Here is a 19,294-nt window from a genome sequence, read left to right as displayed (position 1 = left end):
AACGCATCATGAATATGTTTACCCGTACCTTAATTTGCTCTTCTCTGCTGGTGTGTGGCGCTTCTGCATTTGCACAAAACATGTCTGAAGCCTCCATGATGTCTGGTGGTACCACCATGGTCGGTGGTGCAACAATGTATCCACAAAAAAATATCGTTGAAAACGCCGTGAACTCTAAAGATCACACCACCTTGGTAGCCGCAGTCAAAGCAGCAGGTTTAGTCGATACCTTGCAGGGAAAAGGCCCTTTCACCGTCTTTGCGCCAACCAATGAAGCGTTTGCAGCCCTACCTGCTGGCACGGTGGATACACTGCTAAAGCCGGAAAACAAAGCCAAACTGGTGTCTGTACTCACATATCATGTGGTCCCCGGCTCTCTGGACATGAAAGCGCTGGAGAAAAAAATCCATCAAGGTAATGGCAAAGCCATGCTCAAAACCGTGAACGGGCAAGATATCTGGCTATTACAAAACGGCCCGCACAATATTCAGATTAAAGATGCGAACGGCGGCGTCGCTAATATCAGTACCTATGATGTACATCAGAAAAATGGCGTCATCGATGTCATTGACAAGGTGCTCCTTCCTAAATAAAGCCGTCTATACTTGCTGCAGGTGATTTCTGTAGATTATTCCTGCACAAGGTAGAACGATGAATAACGGCGATATTGAGCCTCTAACACGATTAATCCAAGAGGCTGCTCGGGGAAACCGAGCGGCCTTTGAAGATCTTTATCGCCAAACGTCACCGAGGCTTTATTCGGTTGCCGTGCAAATATTGCGTAATCCGGCATGGGCGCAGGATATTCTGCAAGAGAGTTTTATCACCATTTGGCACAAAGCGGCTACCTATCAGCCAGGGCTTAGCAGCCCGCAAACTTGGTTGACCCATATCGTGCGCAATCGCGCCATCGATGGCTTACGTAGCGGCAGCGCACGCTATGAAATACCAACCGATGATGAATTTGACACGGAGATGAGTGACAACGGCATTAATGACGATCCGCTACAGCACATTCAAGATAACGTGCAAAATTTACGACTTAAAGAGTGCTTAGCGGGGCTGCCTTCCGATCAGCAGCAAACCGTCGTATTGGCTTATTATCAAGGGCTGTCACATGGCGAAGTTTCTGCCTTTCTCCACCAGCCACTGGGGACCATAAAAAGCTGGATACGCCGTGGACTAGAACAACTTAAAGGATGCTTAGGCTTATGATCCCTCGCACTGAACACCTCGAACAACTGGCTGGCGAATACGTGCTGGGCACGCTACGCGGTTTGCCTCGAGCACGATTCGAGCGTTGGCTAGAGCAAACGCCTGAGCTGCAAGTGCACGTACTACGTTGGCAAAATGGCCTCGCACCGCTGGACGATCTCTATCAGCCAATTCAGCCTCCGGCTCACGTTTGGCAAAATATTGTACGCCAGCTTGACAGTGAACGTGACAACGTCATAAGCATCAAATCACATTGGATTAAACGCCATGGTTGGATAGGCGTAGCTGCGCTAGCGGCGGCCTGCTTGTTATTAGTTTTACTCCCAAGAACGTTGGTGAAACCTTTTGCCCCGCCGTCTGAAGTCGCGGTACTTGCCACACAAGACAATAATATGCGCTGGCAGGTTAGCTTAAATCCAGACAGCCATGCGTTAACGCTAACGCCTCCACGTGGGTTGAATATTCCTAGCGATCGGAGCTTAGAACTGTGGGCGATACCGAAAGGTGGCAAGCCTATTTCACTCGGTATTATCAGCAATACCGCATTGAGTGCCGTTTCGGCATTAGGTAAACCAATTATTAATGGCAGTCTATTGGCTATAAGCCTAGAACCACGTGGTGGTTCCCCAACCGGACAGCCAACAGGTAAGGTTCTGTTTACAGGCAGTATTCAACTGTAAAATACGTATTGTGTTCTATACGTCTATCTCTTCAGCCTGCGCCGCTAGACCAGTCGTCTAGAAAATACGGCGCAGTGCTTTTTCCACGCCCTGCTTTCGTGCTAAAATCCGCCCCTTAAATTTGTGTTCCACTCAGACTGTGAGAGTCTCATGTCAGATAACAGCCAGAAAAAAGTGATCGTCGGGATGTCCGGCGGCGTTGATTCCTCCGTATCCGCCTACCTATTACAACAACAGGGATATCAGGTTGCTGGCCTGTTCATGAAGAACTGGGAAGAGGACGACAATGAAGAGTACTGCTCAGCGGCGACCGATTTGGCTGACGCTCAGGCAGTCTGCGACAAGTTAGGTATTGAACTGCATACCGTCAACTTTGCGGCGGAATATTGGGATAACGTATTTGAGCTGTTCTTAGCCGAATACAAAGCTGGCCGTACGCCTAACCCCGATATCCTGTGCAACAAAGAGATCAAATTCAAAGCATTCTTAGAGTTTGCCGCAGAAGATTTGGGTGCGGATTACATTGCAACGGGCCACTACGTGCGCCGTCGCGATATCAACGGCACCACGCAGCTACTGCGCGGCGTTGATACCAACAAAGATCAGAGCTACTTCCTGTATACGCTGAGCCATGAGCAAGTGGCACAGAGCCTGTTCCCTGTTGGTGAACTCGAAAAGCCAGAAGTTCGCAAAATCGCCGAACAGTTAGATCTTGCGACCGCGAAGAAAAAAGATTCAACCGGCATCTGCTTTATCGGTGAACGTAAATTCCGTGATTTCCTTGGCCGCTATTTACCTGCACAGCCGGGCAAAATTATGACCGTTGACGGTGAAGAGATCGGTCAGCACCAAGGTTTGATGTACCACACGCTCGGGCAGCGTAAGGGCCTCGGTATCGGCGGAACCAAAGACGGCGGCGAAGATCCTTGGTATGTGGTCGAGAAAGATCTTGAAAACAACGTGTTGCTCGTTGCTCAAGGCCACGACCACCCAAGCCTGTACTCGAATGGTTTAATTGCCCAGCAGCTGCATTGGGTCGATCGTAAAACCGTGCGCGAACCGTTCCGCTGCGTGGTGAAAACCCGCTATCGCCAACCGGATATCGCTTGCACCGTTACGCCAATTGATGATGAACGCATTGAAGTTCGCTTCGATGAACCCGTCGCAGCGGTGACGCCAGGACAGTCTGCGGTATTTTACATCGATGAAGTCTGCTTAGGCGGCGGTGTTATCGAACAACGCATCATTGACTAAGTTTTCAGCACCTTACTTAAGCCGGAGAACATTATTTGTTCTCCGGCTTTCTTATTTACAAAATTCAGACAGTTATAAATAAATCCTTTCTTAAATTACGGTTGAAAGTCGCGTGCTAGACTGAGAATATTCTGACGAATACTAATCAGAGATAAACGATGAATCCGCTACAGTCGCTCGATGTTCTCTACATAAATGCTTGTGTCACCTACGCATCGCTGTCGGTGAGTTATTTTGTGCTCAGCAAACACAACGCATTAAGTTCACATTCATCGTTGAGTCGCCGCATTTTATTTGGCGTGATCGCGGGACTGATCTCACTGTATCTCACACGCAGCAAAATGTACTTCACGCAGGAGGTTTACTACAGCTTCGAAATTGTACCAATGCTGTTAGTCACTTTCTTTGGTGGAGGTATTGCCGGGATCACAGCATGGCTGGTTAACTTCGCGACCACCGGCGGCTTCGTTCTCGATAATCTGCTACTGGCGGTGATGCTGGTTCCGGTGCTCATCGCGAAAGTATGGGAACGCAATACGTTCCGCACCTATCTCAAAACGATCATTTTTATCACGCTGTATCGCGTTGTGATTGTGCTGCCGTTTTTGCATACCAAAGACCACGTTTTAGATATTTTGCTCTACCAAACTGTCTCTTTTATTTGTTTACTCGTCTGCTATCAAACGCTTTCTATCAAGCGCCGCAGCGTCGATGCCTTCTTTAAAGTCCGCGCGGCCTCCCTGCTCGACCCAATGACCAAAGTACACAACCGACAGGCGCTCGAGCAGCAAATGCAGGCGTTGTCGAAGTCACGTTCGCCTTGCTGCTTAGTGATGATCGACATTGATAACTTTAAATCCGTTAATGATACCTATGGGCATTTAGCGGGCGATCAGGTTCTGATTGAAGTGGCCGAGCTGATTCGATTGATCACCCGTTCAAGCGATTTTGTGGCACGCTTTGGCGGTGAGGAATTTGCTCTCATTATCAATTATGACGATCTTAATCGCGCCTATCACATCTGTGAGCGTATTCGGTTAGCCATCAGCAACCGTAAGTTCTTCCTCTCGCATGGGCCAAAAATTCATGTCACGGCTTCATTTGGTATTAGCCTGTTTGACGGGAAAACCGCAACCTTAGAAGAAACGCTCAATCGCGCCGATAACGCGCTTTATACGGCAAAACACAGCGGAAAAAACAAGGTCGTTATCGAGTAAAGTTTGCCCCACCAGCGTGGGAATTAAGCAGGCATCAGCCAAATGTCGTCAGGGAACTCGATTGCCTCTGTGTTTAAGCCCTGCTTTGTGGCATGATCTGCGCTTGAATTTCTACGCGGGTTCCTAAACCTGTGTTAATTTTTCCTTGTCCGCGCATACAGGAGTCTCCGTGGCGAAGAACTACTATGACATCACCTTGGCATTAGCCGGTATCTGTCAATCAGCCCGACTGGTTCAACAGCTGGCACATGAAGGTCAGTGCGATAACGCCGCAATGAGAACGTCGCTGAACAGTATTCTTCAAACGAACCCGCCATCAACGCTGGCCGTATTTGGCGATCATGAGCGCGACCTTAAGTTAGGCCTCGAAACGCTGTTAAACGTGCTGAATGCCAATCGCCAAGGGCCTGGCGCGGAGTTAACCCGTTATTGTCTGAGCCTGATGGTGTTAGAACGCAAGTTATTTGGCAACAATGCTGCCATGCAAACGCTGTCTGACCGTATCAATGTTCTAGACCGCCAACTGGCACATTTCGATCTTGAATCTGAAACGATTGTTAGCTCTTTAGCCTCGATTTACGTTGACGTCGTAAGCCCGTTAGGCCCACGCATTCAGGTCACTGGCTCCCCAACTATCCTGCAAAATCCACTAATTCAAGCCAAAGTACGCGCTGCATTATTAGCGGGTATTCGCTCTGGGATCTTGTGGCAACAGGTTGGCGGTGGGCGCTTGCAGCTGATGTTCTCGCGTAATCGTTTATTCCAGATGGCCCAAAATTTACTTACGCATTGTTAATCCAACGTCTTGTCAGTTCTAAAGACAAGATTTTGTAGGTTCTAAAGAGATTTTGTAGATTCTAAAGAATAGTTAGCCCAGCGATCGCTCGCTGGAAGATTTACCGATTGGTTACGTTTTTCTATATCCACCTCAATCCCTCAGGAGTTGCTACCGATGGAATTATCCTCTCTGACCGCAGTGTCACCGATTGACGGCCGCTATGGCGATAAAGTCACCGCGCTACGTCCGATTTTCAGTGAATATGGTCTGCTGAAGTTCCGTGTGCAGGTAGAAGTACGTTGGTTGCAGAAATTAGCAGCCTGTGCAGAAATCCGCGAAGTTCCGGCTTTTGACGCCGACGCAAACGCTTTCCTTGACAAAATTGTCACCGAATTCAGCGAAGAAGACGCTCAGCGCATCAAAACCATCGAGCGCACCACCAATCATGACGTTAAAGCCGTAGAATACTTCCTGAAAGAAAAGGTCGCCGAAGTTCCTGCGCTGCACGCGGTATCCGAGTTCATCCATTTTGCCTGTACCTCTGAAGACATTAACAACCTGTCTCATGCACTGATGTTGAACACCGCGCGTGAAGAAGTGATCAAGCCACAGTGGCGCAAAATCATCGATGCTATTGCCGGCTTGTCTCAGGAATACCGCGATATTCCCCTTCTCTCTCGCACCCACGGCCAGCCAGCAACACCTTCAACCGTAGGCAAAGAATTTGCCAACGTGGCTTATCGTATGGAGCGCCAGTTCCGCCAGTTGGGTAATGTTGATATCCTCGGCAAAATTAACGGCGCGGTGGGTAACTATAACGCCCACGTGGTGGCATACCCTGAAGTTAACTGGCATCAGTTTAGTGAAGAGTTCGTCACGTCTCTGGGTATCCAATGGAACCCATACACCACGCAAATTGAACCGCATGACTATATTGCAGAACTGTTCGATTGCGTCGCACGCTTCAACACCATTTTGCTCGATTTTGACCGCGACATTTGGGGCTATATCGCTCTTAGCCATTTCAAACAGAAAACCATCGCGGGTGAAATCGGCTCCTCAACGATGCCGCACAAAGTAAACCCAATCGACTTCGAAAACTCTGAAGGTAATCTGGGTCTATCGAATGCAGTTCTGGGACATTTGGCCGCTAAACTGCCAGTTTCACGTTGGCAGCGCGACCTTACGGATTCCACCGTACTGCGCAACTTAGGCGTTGGTCTTGGCTATGCATTAATCGCTTATCAGTCCACTCTGAAAGGGATTAGCAAACTGGAAGTGAATCGCGATCATCTTCTGGATGAGCTGGATCACAACTGGGAAGTATTGGCCGAGCCAATTCAGACCGTGATGCGCCGTTACGGCATCGAAAAACCGTATGAAAAACTGAAAGAATTAACCCGTGGTAAACGTGTTGATGCGGCGGGCATACAGGCATTTATCGATGGACTGGCTCTGCCAGACGACGAGAAAACGCGCCTGAAAGCCATGACGCCGGCCAATTACATTGGTGAGGCCATTACTCTCGTCGACAAGCTGAAATAATTCGCTTTTCCGCTTCAAACTGCCCGCGATTGCGGGCAGTTTTCATTCAACCGGTTGTATTTTGTGCTTCGATATAAACCCCTGCCACGAAATCACGCATTTTTCCTTCTGCAATCTGAAATCACGGTCTACACTGAGGATCTCATCCGTCTTAATCAATACAAATAATCCGGACGTTCAACGCTATGAGCGCAGAAAATAGCCTGCAGTTATTAAATAAATTACAGCAAGATATTGCCCAAACTGGCTCGATGCCAATCTATCTTCGATTTAATGAATCTCTCCGTGAAGCCATTGATCAAGGGATCGTCAAACCAGGCGATTTTCTGCCAAGCGAACGCGCTTTCACCGACGCATTGAAAATATCCAGAATTACGGTGCGTAAGGCGCTGGCATGTCTTGAGCAAGACGATATTATCGGCCGTGGCCGTGGCTTTGGTACCATGGTGAAAAATACCCCTACGCCGCCGCTGGCTTACTCCCTCGCGACCATTAAAGGGTTTTCCGGTGAGGTGAATTTACAAGGCCGAACGCCTGGCTCAGTGTGGATCAAGCGTGAGCGCGTGACTGCCTCAGTCAACGTTGCTGAAAAGCTGAATATTCCACAAAACAGTTCAGTTTTCCGCCTAGAGCGTATTCGTACCGTGGATCACAGCCCCGTTTCCGTCGCTATTTCATACGTGGTTGAAAACGCCATTGATGACGTCGAGCAAATTGGTAATTCACTATACGACTACCTGCGCAGCCGCCAGATTCAGTTTGGCAAGCTTTATAGCCAAATTAGCGCCTGTCTGGCAAATAATGAACTACGTGAAAAACTGTTGATCAAAGAACCTTCGGCGATGTTGGTGATCCGTCAGACCTTACTCGATCACGAACTGCGGCCGCTGGAGTACAGCATCAACTATTGCCGTGGCGATATGTATGAGTACTCCACCGAAGACTGAGTTCTAACGCCTCATCATCAAAGCGCAACTCACCAATCGAGTGGCGCTTTTTTATTTCCTTCTTTGCGAATCTCTCCGCAAGTTTATTTAGCAATTGCCTTTCAAGCTTTACCGCGCTGTGCACACCCTCGCACACTTTTATCACCAATGAATTTTCCCCAAGCAATTAAATTTACTCAGGATTACTCTTTTCCCGGACCACCTCATGCCGAATTATGTTGGTGTGCATCTGAAAATACTGCTTGCAAAGCATACAAACAGGTATAAAATTTTATACGCAAAAGGATCGACACCATGTGTGATCAAAAAAGGACTTTCATTGCCATAACGGTTTCTGGTTTAAAACTAACGCCTAGTGTTAAACCTATAGACTGGAGGGGAACATCTAAGAAGGTGCTGCTCTCCTTCTGCGATGAAGTTAAAAAAACGGCGGGGTTTGAGCTTCATCGTGTTCAATATGGCCTTGAGCCTCGGCACTGGAAGCCGAGAAACGATCTTGGCTCCGGCATCGTTGAAATCCGAATAGATAACGATAATAACCAATACAGAATCATGTATGTCGCAACATTTGTCGAATCAGTCTATGTGCTGCATTGCTTTACGAAGAAAACGCAAAAGACCTCGCGCATAGACAATGAAATCGTCATGTTGCGGTATAAAGAAATCGTCAAAGAAAGGAGTCTTAAACATGAGTAATCACAACGTAAGCAACCACGTAAATAGCCATATTGATACTAAGTCTCGCCATATCACCGAAGTTGATGGCAACATTTTTGCAGACCTTGGCTTTTCTGACAGCCAAGCTCAGCAATTGCATGCGGAATCTCTCACCCAGATAAACGCCGAGTTAGAGATGAAGATCACCCTGATGGTAGAAATTACCCAGTGGATTGCGTCTAACAACCTTAAACAAAGCGCTGCCGCGGAAATATTGAATATTTCGCGCCCGAGAGTTTCTGACGTGGTGAACCAAAAAACCGAGAAGTTTACTATCGACTCACTTGTCGGCATGCTGAGCATGACCGGCAAGCGAGCACGTTTAGTGATCGAATAGCGCGTAGGGTTAGAAAAATTCAGCTAACTCTTCCGTGGTTGGTGCGCAATCACCGCCGCGGAAAGAGACTACATAGGCAGCGATATGGTTGGCTAGCGTCAACGCATCCTTGGCTGACAAGTTGCTGGCTAGCCCCGCCAGCAACCCAGCACAATGGCTATCACCAGCGCCAATTGTATCAACTACGTTGACGCGACAAGCATCAACCCAGCCTTTTTCATCATCCGCTTGGTGATAGTAGCAGCCAGCATCGCCCATTCTGACCACCACCAGCTCTTTGATTTGTTGATGAAGCTGCTGACAAAACGCCTCCACACCATCCTTTTTCATACCAAGGATCTGGGCTTCACGCTCATTTAACGTGAGGATAACGCCGGGGCGCACTAGCTGCTGAACAACCTGTGGCGAGATACGATCCAATCTTGGGCCAAAATCAACCACCACTTTCACATCAGTTGGCAAACCATTAACCCAATTCAGTAAAACATCACCGCGCGGAACGCTAAGCTGGTAGCCGGAAATAGACACAAAGCCCGACGTGGGTGTCAGCGGTTCTAACCACTGTGCCTGCCACTGATTTTCAATGCCGTCAAATGAGATAAAGGTTCGCTCACCATCCGGTTCAACCAGCGCCAAACACCACCCATTATCGCCCCCGCTCACGTTAAGCTGGCTGTAAATGCCTTTGCTCGCCATGGCCGCCCGCAGCCGATCTGCCCACACACCTTCGCCTATCGGCATCATTGGTACACAGCTAACACCTAAACGATGTAACGCCAGCGCAATGTTTAACGCACATCCTCCCAGATGAACGCCGCGTTCAAAGGCCGGTTGATCGCCGCCCCTTTCCGGTAAACGATCGGTATCCGCCACCACGTCCATGACCGAAGCGCCGAGCACCATGACGGGCTTCGCCTGTTTTCGTTGATGCAAAAATTGGTTCAGCCACGGTTTCATTATTTTGCTTCCTGCCATTGAGCACGGAATTTTTCGAACGCGGTGCTATAACGCGTCATATCGATAGGATTGGTTTGTTGCAGCGTGGCAAGCCACTCTGGCTTAATTGCATTAACACCTTTCAATGCGCCGCAGATAGCCGTTGCCATAGCACCAATGGTATCGGTGTCTCCGCCGAGGTTGGCACACAGCACCGCACACTGATTAGGACAACCCTGAGCCAAATCAACCATCGCGATCGCCGCAGGAACAGACTCAATGGTGCTCACCCCCGCACCCACCAATTGGTAAACGCGCTCGCTGGCGTCTTCTATGCCATCAGAACCAGAAACGACAGAAAGCGCCAGTTCAATACGCGCAGCCAAGGAGGCGCTGAACGTTGACGGGCGAAACTCTTGCGCATAGCTCGCTACGGCAGGCAGCGCCATTTTAATCTCTTCCCACGAAGCACCTTCAACAGCTTTAGAGACTGCCCATGCGATCACCACGGCACCGGCTACCGCAATATCCGATTTATGCGTTGGGCTAGAGGCTTCCCATACTTGATCAACAAAAGTACGCAACGGAGCCGACGGAAGCACGCATCCCAAAGGAGAAACACGCATTGCCGCGCCGTTAGTCACCCCGTTATTTTCTAAACTGCTAATTGGCTTGCCTTCTTTCTGCTCACGCAGCGCCACTTTTGAACTTGGGCCTAAAATATTCTTATTAAACGCATCGAAGCTATCAACCCAACGAATGACGTTTCTCGCAATCAGCTCAGGGACTACTTTTCCATTAGCCTCTACCAGCGCGTCAGCCAATGCCAGCGCCATCGAAGTGTCATCGGTAAATTGCCCGGCGGTGAAATAACACGCGGCGTTGTTTTCCTGAGGGCCATCTAAAAAGCGGTCGATCCAACCAAAATGGCTACGCACGCGCGAACGTGGCCAAAGCTCGGAAGGCATCCCGAGTGAATCGCCTAGCATTTGGCCATAAAGCGCACCAAGGATTCGCTGTTGGAGAGTCACTTCTGCCTGTGAAGATACGTGTAAGTCCATAACAAACAACCTCAATATTTCATCGGCGACTGAGTCAATATGCTGCCAAGCCGCCGCAAGTTTAAATAAAAACGATATTAATTTCCGATGGCAACCTGCGTGATTTCACGGTTCTTTTCGCGGAAAAAAAGGATAAAGAGCAGCATCACGGCAAAGACCATTGCCGCACCAACACCCCACACGGTAAACCAGTCGAAGGTCATGCCGTTGTGCGCTTCAGGTAATTGGAAGGCGGTCATTGCTCGGCCCCCCAGCCAGTTGCCGATAAAACTGCCGAAACCTTGGCAAATAAGAGTGATCAAACCCTGCGCTGCTGTTCGCATATGCGCGGGTGCTTTTTTATCCACGTAGATATAACCAGTCACAAAGTAGAAGTCGTAGCTAACGCCGTGCAGCAAAATGCCGATAAACAGCATGCTGTACATCAGCAAATCTGCCGTACCGCCATAGATAAACAGCACGTAGCGAATACCTGCGGTGACAAACCCCAGCAGTAGCACTTTTTTGATGCCGTAGCGTTTTAACAAGAACGGCAGCGCCAGCATGGCGAAGATCTCAGACACTTGTCCAAGCGTCATCCAACCGGTGGCATTTTCCAAGCCCACCTGTGTGAGATAACCGTTGGCGAACTGATAGTAGAAGGCCAGCGGCATACAGAAGAGAAACGAGCACAATGCAAATATCGCAAAGGAGCGGTCACGCAGCAAACCCAGCGCATTCAACCCGAGCAAATCTTTAATATCGGTACGTTGACCCACTTTCGGCGGCGTGTTTGGCAGCATAAAGCTGTACAAGCCTAACAATACGGAAGCCAGCGCCGTGACAATCAGCGGCATGTTGGTATCCGAGACGTTATCCATCCCTAACAATGGCGGCAACATAAAGCCAACGACCAAGCCCGAAGCAATCCAGCCTAAGGTGCCTAATACACGGATACGAGGGAAGTCTTTTTCAGTATCACGAATATTGGCAAAGGCGATACTGTTGGTCAGCGCCACCGTTGGCATATACGTCAGGGCATAAACCACCAGCAGAGGGAAAAATGTTGAGAACTGCGTCTGCCATGCCAAAAGCAGCATAAGAGCGCCACCCACCAAGTGCAGCCACCCAAGCACCTTTTGTGCCGCGAAATAGCGATCGGCGATAACCCCGACGAGTACCGGAGACAATATTGCGGCAATAGCCGTACTGCTGTAAGACCACGCGATCTCTGAAGGAGAAAAACCGAGTTTGTTCAGATACTGCCAAAGCGGCACAAACCATGCCCCCCAAATAAACCACTCCACGAACATCATCACGGATAGTTTAGTATTGTTATTATTAACTGTTTGCATTTGATTTCCTTGCACACGAATGGACTAAGAACCCTTTCATTGCGTAGTACCTTAATAATACCATTGAAATAAAACCGAGAGCTGAATCGAACAATCATATTTACTCTCTCGATCTAGGCAAACGTTTTCTTCTCGCTCCTTCCCCTCTTTTCTAGCTAAGCACCGCCTGTTCGTTATTTTACTGAGTGCATTAGGTAAAAAAATTGTATGTAAATATTTTCCTAATTGTTTTTTATTCCCATATCTTTACAATGGAAATTATGATTAGCAAGCTAAGAATACGAAAAGCAAATGCTTATCATAATGTCTTCATCATCCTTCTCTGCCTCTCACTCAACCTGACGCTGGATCAAAACAAACAGCATTTCTTGGGTGACAGGTATCTCTTAAAGCAAGGTGCAGTTATGTCGAAGCCTCATGAAGCAATTCCAGCCAGAAGGCTGTTCTTAAAAAAATCGTTAACGCTGATTCCGCTCGCCGCAGCAGCGGGAACTGGCATAGTGTCGCTTACCACTACCGCCCAAGCATCACCAGCCAAGTCACCCGGAGTGAGCCAGCACTATGTTCCTGTCTATTTTAATAATGAGGAGTGGGCCTTTTTGTTAGCGGCCTGTGAGCGACTGATCCCCAGCGATGCAAATGGCCCAGGTGCCGTATCGCAGGGCGTCCCCGTATTCATTGATAAACAGATGGAAGCGCCCTTCGGACATGGTGGCCTATGGTATATGCATCCCCCTTTTGTTTCCGCGGTGCCAGAACTGGGGTATCAGTCCAAATTGGTTCCCCGCGAGGTTTATCGTTTAGGGATTGCCGCAGTGAACGATTATTGCCAGCAGAAATTTCAACATCGTTTTGCTGAGCTAAAACCGGATCAGCAGGATCAGGTGCTCTCTGAACTGGAAAAAGACCAACCAGCATTCGATGCCGTTCCCGCCAAAATGCTGTTCGATTTACTGCTACAAAACACCAAAGAGGGATATTTTGCTGATCCCATTCACGGAGGCAACCAAACGCTCGCATCGTGGCAATTGATCGGATTCCCCGGTGCTCGCGCCGACTTCACCGACTGGGTCGATCACCCCAATGAGCCTTATCCACAGGGCCCTGTCAGTATTTCCAGCAAGAGGACTGCATAAATGACAACCATAAAAAAAGACCCCGTTGACGTGGTAATTGTCGGTTTCGGCTGGACCGGAGCCATTATGGGAATGGAAATGACCGATGCGGGTTTGAGCGTCGTTGCGTTAGAGCGCGGGGAAAAACGAGATACCTATCCTGACTTCGCCTATCCACGTATTGCCGATGAGCTGACCTATGGCATTCGCCTTAAACTTTTTCAGGAAACAGCCAAAGAAACGGTGACCGTGCGCCATAATCCCGGTGATTACGCCGTGCCCTACCGTCAGTTTGGGTCATTCTTGCCGGGTAACGGCGTCGGTGGAGCTGGGGTTCACTGGAACGGCATGCATTGGCGTGCATTGCCGAGCGATTTGAAGTTACACACGACGATCAGCGAACGCTATGGAAAGGCATTTATTCCTGAAGGAATGTTGTTACAAGACTATCCTGTTGATTATGCCGACTTAGAGCCTTTCTTTGATAAATTCGAAAAAGTCTGTGGAACCGCGGGTAAATCAGGCAACCTGCGGGGACAAATTATCGAAGGCGGTAATCCTTTTGAAGGCCCAAGAACCTCCGAATATCCAACCCCACCGCTTAAATCGCTCTACTCTGGCACTTTATTTAGCAAAGCCGCTAAAGAGCTGGGTTATCATCCTTTTGCCATTCCTGCGGCGAACTGCTCACAGCCTTACACCAACCCCTATGGCGTGCAATTAGGCCCATGTAACTATTGCGGCTACTGCGAACGCTTTGGGTGTTTCATGTACTCCAAAGGATCGCCACAAAGCACCATCTTGCCTGTACTCACCCAGCGCAAAAACTTTGAACTACGCACCAACTCAATGGTTATCAAAGTAAACCTCGATAGCAGCGGTAAAAAAGCCACCGGCGTGACCTACATCGACATACAAGGTCGCGAAATTGAGCAGCCGGCTAATATGGTTATCTTGAGCGCCTATCAGCTGCATAACGTTCGCTTGTTGTTGCTTTCCGGCATTGGTAAGCCCTACAACCCGCAAACGGGTGAAGGAATGGTGGGTAGAAACTACGCGTATCAAATGAACAGCGGTATTTCGCTCTTCTTTGATAAAGACACCCATTTTAATCCGTTTATCGGTGCTGGCGCTGCGGGCGCCGTTATTGATGATTTCAACAGTGATAACTTCGATCATACCGACCTTGGGTTTATCGGCGGCGCTTATATCTCCGCCGTGCGAACGGGTGGACGCCCTATCCAACAAATGACACTGCCTGCCGATACGCCAACGTGGGGCGCGGGCTGGAAGCAAGGGATCAAAGATAACTATCTGCATTCGATGAGCATCGGTTCCGAAGGCTCTGTCATGCCTTACAAAGAGTGCTATTTAGATCTCGATCCAAACTATAAAGATGCTTTCGGCCAGCCACTGCTTCGCATGACCTTTGATTGGAAACCCAATGAAGTGAAAATGACGCAGCACATCACCAGCAAAATGCAGGGTATCGCCACCGCGATGAATCCTAAACAAATGAAAGTCTCGGTGATGGACATGAATAGTCATTATGACGTGCGCCCTTATCAGTCAACCCATACCACCGGCGGCGCGATTATGGGCGATAGTCCATCCAACAGCGTGGTGAATAAATACCTGCAAAGCTGGGACGTCCCTAACGTCTTTGTACAGGGTGCAAGTGCCTTCCCACAAAACATGGCCTATAACCCAACCGGACTGGTTGGCGCGTTGGCCTATTGGTCAGCACATGCCATTCGCACCCAATACTTAGCCAATCCGGGCCCATTGGTTCAGGCCTGACAGGGAGAGTAATCATGAAAACAATCAGAAAAACGCAGCTGGCTATATTGTTACTGAGCGCATCCGGACTATACGCTCAAGCCGCTCCAGCTCCGCTGGAACAACGGATCGCCCATGGCGAATATCTTTCCCGTGCTGGCGACTGTACCGCATGCCATACCGCCGTGGGTGGTCAGCCCTTTGCCGGCGGATTGAAAATGACGACGCCTGTTGGAGCAATTTATTCCACCAACATCACCCCAGATAAAAAACAAGGGATTGGTGAATACAGCTTTACCGAGTTTTCCGACGCGGTGCGTAAAGGCATTCGCAAGGATGGCACCCATCTTTATCCAGCCATGCCTTATCCCTCCTTCGTTAAAATCAACGAAGACGACATGCAGGATCTCTATCTCTACTTTCAGCATGGCGTAAAACCCGTGGCGCAGGCCAACAAAGACAGTGATATTCCATGGCCGCTCAATATGCGCTGGCCGCTTGCTGGATGGAACCTTATGTTCCGCCATGACGGCGTATTCCAACCTGATACTCAGCAAACGACTGCTTGGAACCGCGGGGCATATTTAGTTCAAGGGCTTGGTCACTGCGGTTCTTGCCATACACCGCGAGGGATCGGTTTCCAAGAAAAAGCGCTAGACCAGTCTGAACCTGAATATCTCAGCGGGGGTACGCTAGAAGGTTGGCACGCTGCCAACTTACGCGGTGATAAATCCACGGGGCTGGGCTATTGGAATGAGCAACAAATTGCCCAATTCTTGAAATCCGGTCATACGGAAAAGTCCGCCGCGTTTGGCTCCATGACCGACGTGGTGCAAGACAGCACGCAATATTTAAATGCAGAAGATTTGCAGGCTATTGCTGTCTACTTAAAATCGCTGCAGCCGATGGGCGATAACGCCAAAGAACCCGTGAAGGATTCAGCAACCTATCAGGCGCTGGCTAACGGTAAGGCAACACAGCCCGGCGCACAGCTATATCTTGATAACTGTGCGGCCTGCCACCGTTCAGACGGTATGGGCTATGAAAACACCTTCCCTGCGCTCGCGCATAATCCTGTGCTGCTGAGCAAAGATCCCTCTTCGCTGATTAGCATCGTATTGAAAGGCTCTCATATGCCGATCACGCAAACGGCACCAACGGGACTCACCATGCCAGATTTTGGCTGGCGTCTCAGTGACGAAGATGTCGCTAAACTGCTGTCATTTGTTCGCACTGGCTGGGGAAACCAAGCAGAACCGGTCAGCGCATCGCAGGTGAAAGATATACGTGCCGAGTTGCCTAAGCCTAAAGAGAAGTAACCGTTTTTCTATTTATTTCACGCCCTCTGCATACTCTCAAAGGCCCCATTCGGGGCCTTTTATTTTCCGTTTAGTTTTCGTTTAAGTTTGATGGCGCATGGTTGAGGAAGGGTTTAGGCGATAGTTTCGATACTGGTTGTCGCAACACTGCAACAATGAATATTGAGGGAGTCACCTATGTTAAAACAATCCTTATGCGCAATGACCATCATCAGTGCGATGACCGGTATGGCACAGGCCGATGATTACACCTATGTCGCTGGCGGCCTTCAGGTTGGTGGTGTCACAAGCAAAAGTGATTTTGATAAATTAGTGCATCAAAACCGTCCAGATCAAAGCAAAACCACCATGGGTGGCTTTTACCTGCGCGGTGGCTACGGATTTGAAAATAATCTGTTCATTGATGCGCGCTTGAACGGAATGGGAAACAGCCAACGTAGCAGCGGCGATAGCCTGCTGGGTCTTGGCTATCATTTCCCTATTAATCCAAACACCGATATGTATGCACTCATCGGTGCCAGTGGTCACGCCATTTCAACCAATTTTGATTGGGATAAGAAGCGTGATAAAAGCTGGGGCAGCGCAACCGGCGAAATTGGTGTGAAAAGCCACATTACCGATAAAATCGGTATGAATGTCGCCTATCGTTATGCTGAATATGACAGCCGCGGTTTTAATGAAGCACGAATTGGGGCAGATTATGCCTTAACATCAAATCTTGCGGCCGAAATTGGTTATACCTACCATAATTGGAAAGTAGACGATCAGATCGGTGAGATCGGGCTTCGTTATACTTTCTAGTAAGATAACGCGAATATTAATCTTGCCAAGAGACACTTTCTCTTGGCCCCCACCTTAGGGAGAAGTCATTCATGCGAATTCTGGTCGTTGAAGATAATGGTTTGCTTCGTCATCACCTGTCTGTGCAAATGCGCGATATGGGCCATCAGGTCGATGCCGCAGAAGATGCCAAAGAGGCTGATTTTTTTGTTAATGAACAAACACCAGACATTGCGATTGTTGATTTAGGTTTACCGGGAGAAGATGGCTTAAGCCTGATCCGCCGTTGGCGTTCAGAGCAAATTAAGCTGCCTATCTTGGTGCTGACCGCACGTGAAAGCTGGCAGGACAAAGTTGCCGTGCTTGAAGCGGGTGCTGATGATTACGTCACTAAGCCCTTCCATCTCGAAGAGGTGATTGCACGTATGCAGGCGCTGATGCGTCGTAACAGCGGATTGGCCTCGCAGGTGATTACCCTACCTCCGTTCCAGATTGATCTTTCGCGTCGTGAGCTCACGGTTAATGACAATCTGATCAAACTGACCGCATTTGAATACACCATCATCGAAACGTTAATCCGTAACCACGCCAAAGTGGTTAGCAAAGACGCTCTGATGTTGCAGCTTTATCCTGATGCTGAGCTACGTGAAAGCCATACTATCGATGTCTTGATGGGGCGTCTGCGTAAAAAGTTGCAGAACGAGTACCCACACGAAGTGATTACAACCGTGCGTGGTCAAGGCTACAGGTTTGATATCAACGAATGAATCTTTCGCGCTGGAACCGCTTTAAAGCACAGCCGTTCTCGTTAAGAACGCGCTTCCTACTCGCCACTGCAGCCGTAGTCTTCATGCTGTCATTAGCCTATGGCGTGGTTGCAGTAGTGGGTTACGTGGTCAGTTTTGATAAAACCACGTTCCGTTTATTGCGCGGCGAAAGTAATCTGTTTTTCAGTCTGGCGCACTGGGAGAACAATAAGCTCACCATCACCTCTCCGCCTAACTTCGATCTCAATGCACCGACGTTGGTGATGATTTACGATGACAAAGGCAAACTGCTTTGGTCACAGCGTAAAGTTCCCGAGCTTGAAAAACGTATTGAAAAATCTTGGCTAGAAAAGCCTGGATTCTATGAGTTGGACTCCAGCACCGTGTTCAGTAGCGCCGTGCTGGGAGACAACCCAAAGGTTCAAGATCAGCTCAAAGATTACGATGACGACGATGACGACGCGATGACCCACTCCGTGGCGGTCAATCAATACGCCGCAACGGCGCGTCTACCGGCGTTAACCATCGTTGTCGTCGATACTATCCCTCAAGAGTTACAAAATTCCGATATGGTCTGGGGCTGGTTTACCTATGTCCTAATCGCCAACATTCTATTAGTGGTACCGCTCCTGTGGCTGGCTGCATATTGGAGCTTACAGCCGATAAAAGCGGTGCTGATACAAGTACGTGAGCTTGAAAGCGGTAAGCGAGAACAACTAAGTGAAAATCCACCGCGCGAACTCCGTGGACTGGTACGTAACCTGAATATTTTGCTCAACAATGAACGCCAGCGTTATACCCGTTATCGCACCACGTTAACCGATTTGACGCATAGCCTGAAAACGCCGTTAGCTGTGCTGCAAAGCACCCTGCGCTCATTGCGTAATGGCAAAGACTTAAAAATTGAACAAGCTGAACCCATTATGTTGGAGCAGATTAGTCGAATCTCACAGCAGATTGGTTACTATTTACACCGTGCCAGCATGCAGTCTGAACACAATATGCTAAACCGTGAGTTGCATTCAGTTCCGCCTTTATTGGACAGCCTGTGTTCGGCGCTCAATAAGGTTTATCAGCGTAAAGGGGTTGATATTACGCTAGATATTTCTCCTGAACTCACGTTTGTCGGTGAAAAGAACGACTTTATGGAAGTGATGGGCAATGTGCTGGATAACGCCTGCAAATATTGTCTAGAGTTCGTAGAAATTACTGCACGGCAAACAGATAAAGAACTGATTATCATGATTGACGACGATGGCCCAGGTATTCCAGAGAGTAAACGTGAGCTAATCTTCCGCCGTGGACAGCGCATTGATACGCTGCGTCCAGGACAAGGTCTTGGCTTAGCGTTAGTCGATGAGTTATTACAACAGTATGACGGTGAAGCCATCATTACTGATAGCCATTTAGGTGGAGCACGAATGAGTATTCATTTTGGCCGCCAACAGGTTTCGCACGCCGTCGATTAAATAATCCCCTCCTTTCTCTCAATACGGCGTGTTACCTGCGCCGT

Annotated in this window: 19 protein-coding genes; 16 read left to right on the top strand and 3 right to left on the bottom strand. The window is 48.9% G+C overall.

Translation table 11 applies throughout. From position 1 onward, the window contains the following. Positions 1 to 8 precede the first annotated feature (8 nt). From RSC70_RS09260 to RSC70_RS09215, 10 genes are all read left to right on the top strand, one after another. Complete coding sequence (locus RSC70_RS09260; protein ID WP_282807173.1) at positions 9 to 593, top strand: fasciclin domain-containing protein; 585 nt, start codon at positions 9 to 11, stop codon at positions 591 to 593. Positions 594 to 651: 58 nt separating this feature from the next. Further along, positions 652 to 1,215, top strand: a complete 564-nt coding sequence (locus RSC70_RS09255; RefSeq protein WP_040046566.1) for a sigma-70 family RNA polymerase sigma factor — start codon at positions 652 to 654, stop codon at positions 1,213 to 1,215. After that, positions 1,212 to 1,895 (top strand): anti-sigma factor, encoded by a 684-nt coding sequence (locus RSC70_RS09250; RefSeq protein ID WP_332542273.1) that lies wholly within the window; start codon positions 1,212 to 1,214, stop codon positions 1,893 to 1,895. Before RSC70_RS09255 ends, RSC70_RS09250 begins: the two co-directional genes overlap by 4 nt. A 150-nt stretch (positions 1,896 to 2,045) precedes the next feature. After that, on the top strand, positions 2,046 to 3,149 hold the full coding sequence (gene mnmA / locus RSC70_RS09245; protein WP_025797040.1) for a tRNA 2-thiouridine(34) synthase MnmA: 1,104 nt from the start codon (positions 2,046 to 2,048) through the stop codon (positions 3,147 to 3,149). Positions 3,150 to 3,307: 158 nt separating this feature from the next. After that, positions 3,308 to 4,366 (top strand): GGDEF domain-containing protein, encoded by a 1,059-nt coding sequence (locus RSC70_RS09240; RefSeq protein WP_063586938.1) that lies wholly within the window; start codon positions 3,308 to 3,310, stop codon positions 4,364 to 4,366. Between the two features lie 169 nt (positions 4,367 to 4,535). After that, on the top strand, positions 4,536 to 5,162 hold the full coding sequence (hflD, locus tag RSC70_RS09235) for a high frequency lysogenization protein HflD (RefSeq protein ID WP_040046563.1): 627 nt from the start codon (positions 4,536 to 4,538) through the stop codon (positions 5,160 to 5,162). 156 nt (positions 5,163 to 5,318) lie between these two features. Next, positions 5,319 to 6,689, top strand: a complete 1,371-nt coding sequence (purB, locus tag RSC70_RS09230) for an adenylosuccinate lyase (protein ID WP_332542272.1) — start codon at positions 5,319 to 5,321, stop codon at positions 6,687 to 6,689. Positions 6,690 to 6,874: 185 nt separating this feature from the next. Next, positions 6,875 to 7,636 (top strand): GntR family transcriptional regulator, encoded by a 762-nt coding sequence (locus RSC70_RS09225; protein WP_040046561.1) that lies wholly within the window; start codon positions 6,875 to 6,877, stop codon positions 7,634 to 7,636. Between the two features lie 294 nt (positions 7,637 to 7,930). Next, the gene (locus tag RSC70_RS09220) at positions 7,931 to 8,332 is read left to right on the top strand and encodes a type II toxin-antitoxin system RelE/ParE family toxin (protein WP_051874147.1); all 402 of its coding nucleotides are present in this window, start codon (positions 7,931 to 7,933) and stop codon (positions 8,330 to 8,332) included. After that, on the top strand, positions 8,325 to 8,690 hold the full coding sequence (locus RSC70_RS09215; protein WP_332542271.1) for a helix-turn-helix domain-containing protein: 366 nt from the start codon (positions 8,325 to 8,327) through the stop codon (positions 8,688 to 8,690). The genes RSC70_RS09220 and RSC70_RS09215 overlap by 8 nt, the downstream gene beginning before the upstream one ends. 9 nt (positions 8,691 to 8,699) lie before the next feature. On the opposite strand, the gene RSC70_RS09210 is transcribed toward RSC70_RS09215, so the two are convergent. The 3 genes from RSC70_RS09210 to RSC70_RS09200 form a co-directional block, all read right to left on the bottom strand. Continuing rightward, complete coding sequence (locus RSC70_RS09210; protein WP_332542270.1) at positions 8,700 to 9,647, bottom strand: PfkB family carbohydrate kinase; 948 nt, start codon at positions 9,645 to 9,647, stop codon at positions 8,700 to 8,702. Beyond that, positions 9,647 to 10,687: an ADP-ribosylglycohydrolase family protein gene (locus RSC70_RS09205; protein WP_130987636.1), complete on the bottom strand. Its 1,041-nt coding sequence runs from the start codon at positions 10,685 to 10,687 to the stop codon at positions 9,647 to 9,649. Before RSC70_RS09205 ends, RSC70_RS09210 begins: the two co-directional genes overlap by 1 nt. Before the next feature lie 77 nt (positions 10,688 to 10,764). After that, complete coding sequence (locus RSC70_RS09200; RefSeq protein WP_040046557.1) at positions 10,765 to 12,021, bottom strand: nucleoside permease; 1,257 nt, start codon at positions 12,019 to 12,021, stop codon at positions 10,765 to 10,767. Between the two features lie 404 nt (positions 12,022 to 12,425). Here RSC70_RS09200 and RSC70_RS09195 point away from each other — a divergent pair, with 404 nt between their 5' ends. From RSC70_RS09195 to phoQ, 6 genes are all read left to right on the top strand, one after another. Beyond that, positions 12,426 to 13,157: a gluconate 2-dehydrogenase subunit 3 family protein gene (locus tag RSC70_RS09195; RefSeq protein WP_332542269.1), complete on the top strand. Its 732-nt coding sequence runs from the start codon at positions 12,426 to 12,428 to the stop codon at positions 13,155 to 13,157. Next, positions 13,158 to 14,936: a GMC family oxidoreductase gene (locus tag RSC70_RS09190; RefSeq protein ID WP_103009860.1), complete on the top strand. Its 1,779-nt coding sequence runs from the start codon at positions 13,158 to 13,160 to the stop codon at positions 14,934 to 14,936. Between the two features lie 14 nt (positions 14,937 to 14,950). Then, complete coding sequence (locus RSC70_RS09185; RefSeq protein WP_332542268.1) at positions 14,951 to 16,234, top strand: c-type cytochrome; 1,284 nt, start codon at positions 14,951 to 14,953, stop codon at positions 16,232 to 16,234. 177 nt (positions 16,235 to 16,411) lie between these two features. Next, the gene (locus RSC70_RS09180; protein WP_332542267.1) at positions 16,412 to 17,035 is read left to right on the top strand and encodes a porin family protein; all 624 of its coding nucleotides are present in this window, start codon (positions 16,412 to 16,414) and stop codon (positions 17,033 to 17,035) included. 71 nt (positions 17,036 to 17,106) lie between these two features. Then, positions 17,107 to 17,781 (top strand): two-component system response regulator PhoP, encoded by a 675-nt coding sequence (gene phoP, locus RSC70_RS09175; RefSeq protein ID WP_040046551.1) that lies wholly within the window; start codon positions 17,107 to 17,109, stop codon positions 17,779 to 17,781. Beyond that, a complete protein-coding gene (phoQ, locus tag RSC70_RS09170) occupies positions 17,778 to 19,250 on the top strand; it encodes a two-component system sensor histidine kinase PhoQ (RefSeq protein WP_103009865.1) in 1,473 nt (490 codons plus the stop codon). Before phoP ends, phoQ begins: the two co-directional genes overlap by 4 nt. Positions 19,251 to 19,294: the final 44 nt, after the last annotated feature.

The organism is Hafnia sp. (assembly GCF_036648275.1).
Lineage (GTDB): Bacteria > Pseudomonadota > Gammaproteobacteria > Enterobacterales > Enterobacteriaceae > Hafnia > Hafnia alvei.
Note: the sequence above shows the minus strand (reverse complement) of the source record. Positions and strands in the feature narration are given on the sequence as shown.

Bases quoted from the DNA above. Each gene is read 5' to 3' on its own strand.
- purB (WP_332542272.1), top strand. From the start codon at position 5,319: ATGGAATTATCCTCTCTGACCGCAGTGTCACCGATTGACGGCCGCTAT.
- RSC70_RS09200 (WP_040046557.1), bottom strand. From the start codon at position 12,021: ATGCAAACAGTTAATAATAACAATACTAAACTATCCGTGATGATGTTC.
- phoQ (WP_103009865.1), top strand. From the start codon at position 17,778: ATGAATCTTTCGCGCTGGAACCGCTTTAAAGCACAGCCGTTCTCGTTA.
- RSC70_RS09185 (WP_332542268.1), top strand. From the start codon at position 14,951: ATGAAAACAATCAGAAAAACGCAGCTGGCTATATTGTTACTGAGCGCA.
- RSC70_RS09225 (WP_040046561.1), top strand. From the start codon at position 6,875: ATGAGCGCAGAAAATAGCCTGCAGTTATTAAATAAATTACAGCAAGAT.
- RSC70_RS09240 (WP_063586938.1), top strand. From the start codon at position 3,308: ATGAATCCGCTACAGTCGCTCGATGTTCTCTACATAAATGCTTGTGTC.
- RSC70_RS09260 (WP_282807173.1), top strand. From the start codon at position 9: ATGAATATGTTTACCCGTACCTTAATTTGCTCTTCTCTGCTGGTGTGT.
- RSC70_RS09190 (WP_103009860.1), top strand. From the start codon at position 13,158: ATGACAACCATAAAAAAAGACCCCGTTGACGTGGTAATTGTCGGTTTC.
- phoP (WP_040046551.1), top strand. From the start codon at position 17,107: ATGCGAATTCTGGTCGTTGAAGATAATGGTTTGCTTCGTCATCACCTG.
- mnmA (WP_025797040.1), top strand. From the start codon at position 2,046: ATGTCAGATAACAGCCAGAAAAAAGTGATCGTCGGGATGTCCGGCGGC.
- RSC70_RS09220 (WP_051874147.1), top strand. From the start codon at position 7,931: ATGTGTGATCAAAAAAGGACTTTCATTGCCATAACGGTTTCTGGTTTA.
- RSC70_RS09180 (WP_332542267.1), top strand. From the start codon at position 16,412: ATGTTAAAACAATCCTTATGCGCAATGACCATCATCAGTGCGATGACC.
- RSC70_RS09255 (WP_040046566.1), top strand. From the start codon at position 652: ATGAATAACGGCGATATTGAGCCTCTAACACGATTAATCCAAGAGGCT.
- RSC70_RS09195 (WP_332542269.1), top strand. From the start codon at position 12,426: ATGTCGAAGCCTCATGAAGCAATTCCAGCCAGAAGGCTGTTCTTAAAA.
- RSC70_RS09205 (WP_130987636.1), bottom strand. From the start codon at position 10,687: ATGGACTTACACGTATCTTCACAGGCAGAAGTGACTCTCCAACAGCGA.
- RSC70_RS09250 (WP_332542273.1), top strand. From the start codon at position 1,212: ATGATCCCTCGCACTGAACACCTCGAACAACTGGCTGGCGAATACGTG.
- RSC70_RS09215 (WP_332542271.1), top strand. From the start codon at position 8,325: ATGAGTAATCACAACGTAAGCAACCACGTAAATAGCCATATTGATACT.
- RSC70_RS09210 (WP_332542270.1), bottom strand. From the start codon at position 9,647: ATGAAACCGTGGCTGAACCAATTTTTGCATCAACGAAAACAGGCGAAG.